The organism is Xanthobacter autotrophicus (genome assembly GCF_030015065.1).
GTDB classification, from domain to species: Bacteria; Pseudomonadota; Alphaproteobacteria; order Rhizobiales; family Xanthobacteraceae; genus Xanthobacter; species Xanthobacter autotrophicus_D.
In genome coordinates this window covers 1-562 of record NZ_JAIVFN010000316.1, presented here as the reverse complement: position 1 = coordinate 562, position 562 = coordinate 1, and the positions used below count along the sequence as shown (strand labels likewise).

Here is a 562-nt window from a genome sequence, read left to right as displayed (position 1 = left end):
GGTTGGGAGGGGGCAGATGGCCGCGGCTGGAGCAATGGCCATGGACGAGGAGCCGAGACCGAACTGGCACGTGTCCCGTGGTCTCAGGGCCCGGGCGCGGACCCTGCGCGGAACCCTCACCGATGCCGAACGGCGGCTGTGGGGCGAACTGCGCGGTCATCGGCTCGGCGGCCTCAGCTTCCGGCGGCAATATCCGGTGGGACCGTATGTGGTGGATTTCGTCTGCCTCCCGGCAAACCTGGTGATCGAGGTGGATGGCGGCCAGCATTATGAGGCTGCCGGGCAGGCGAGGGATCGGCGGCGGGACCTCTTCCTTGCCGACAAAGGCTTTGGCGTGCTGCGGTTCTCCAACCTCGACGTGCTGAACAACATGAGCGGAGTGCTCGAAACCATAAGTGCTGCTGCCACGGGCGGCCTGCCCCCTCCCCAGCCCTCCCCCGCAAGCGGGAGAGGGAGCAGCGGTGGGGCAAGCGAGGAAAGCCCTCTCCCGCTTGCGGGGGAGGGTTGGGAGGGGGGAGAACCCCGAGCGGACGGGTAGGTGGCTCAGGACAAGGGCCAGACC

General features: G+C 68.3%; 1 protein-coding gene. It reads left to right on the top strand.

Features of this window, described 5'->3' with window-relative positions; translation table 11 throughout:
* The coding region (locus K9U40_RS23305; protein ID WP_349239456.1) for an endonuclease domain-containing protein at nt 1-538 on the top strand (538 nt) is incomplete at its 5' end.
* Nucleotides 539-562 lie beyond the last annotated feature (24 nt).